Source organism: Skermanella aerolata KACC 11604, assembly GCF_000936425.1.
In the GTDB taxonomy this organism is placed as follows: domain Bacteria; phylum Pseudomonadota; class Alphaproteobacteria; order Azospirillales; family Azospirillaceae; genus Skermanella; species Skermanella aerolata.
This window is the reverse complement of sequence record NZ_AVFK01000207.1, coordinates 1-485: the sequence shown is the minus strand read 5'-3', so window position 1 is coordinate 485 and position 485 is coordinate 1. Positions and strand designations below refer to the sequence as shown.

Below are 485 nucleotides of genomic sequence, written 5' to 3'. Positions count from 1 at the left end.
GTAGCGAAATTCCTTGTCGGGTAAGTTCCGACCTGCACGAATGGCGTAATGATGGCCAGGCTGTCTCCACCCGAGACTCAGTGAAATTGAACTCGCTGTGAAGATGCAGTGTACCCGCGGCAAGACGGAAAGACCCCGTGAACCTTTACTATAGCTTGACACTGAACATTGAGCCTTGATGTGTAGGATAGGTGGGAGGCTTTGAAGCGTGGACGCCAGTCTGCGTGGAGCCATCCTTGAAATACCACCCTTTAATGTTTGATGTTCTAACTCGGCCCCGTAATCCGGGGTGAGGACAGTGTCTGGTGGGTAGTTTGACTGGGGCGGTCTCCTCCCAAAGAGTAACGGAGGAGCACGAAGGTTAGCTAATCACGGTCGGACATCGTGAGGTTAGTGCAAAGGCATAAGCTAGCTTGACTGCGAGAGTGACGGCTCGAGCAGGTACGAAAGTAGGTCTTAGTGATCCGGTGGTTCTGAATGGAAGG

The 485-nt window shown here is 52.6% G+C and carries 1 rRNA gene; it reads left to right on the top strand.

From position 1 onward, the window contains the following. Nucleotides 1-485: ribosomal RNA gene (locus N826_RS39235) — 23S ribosomal RNA — on the top strand; the annotation flags it as partial.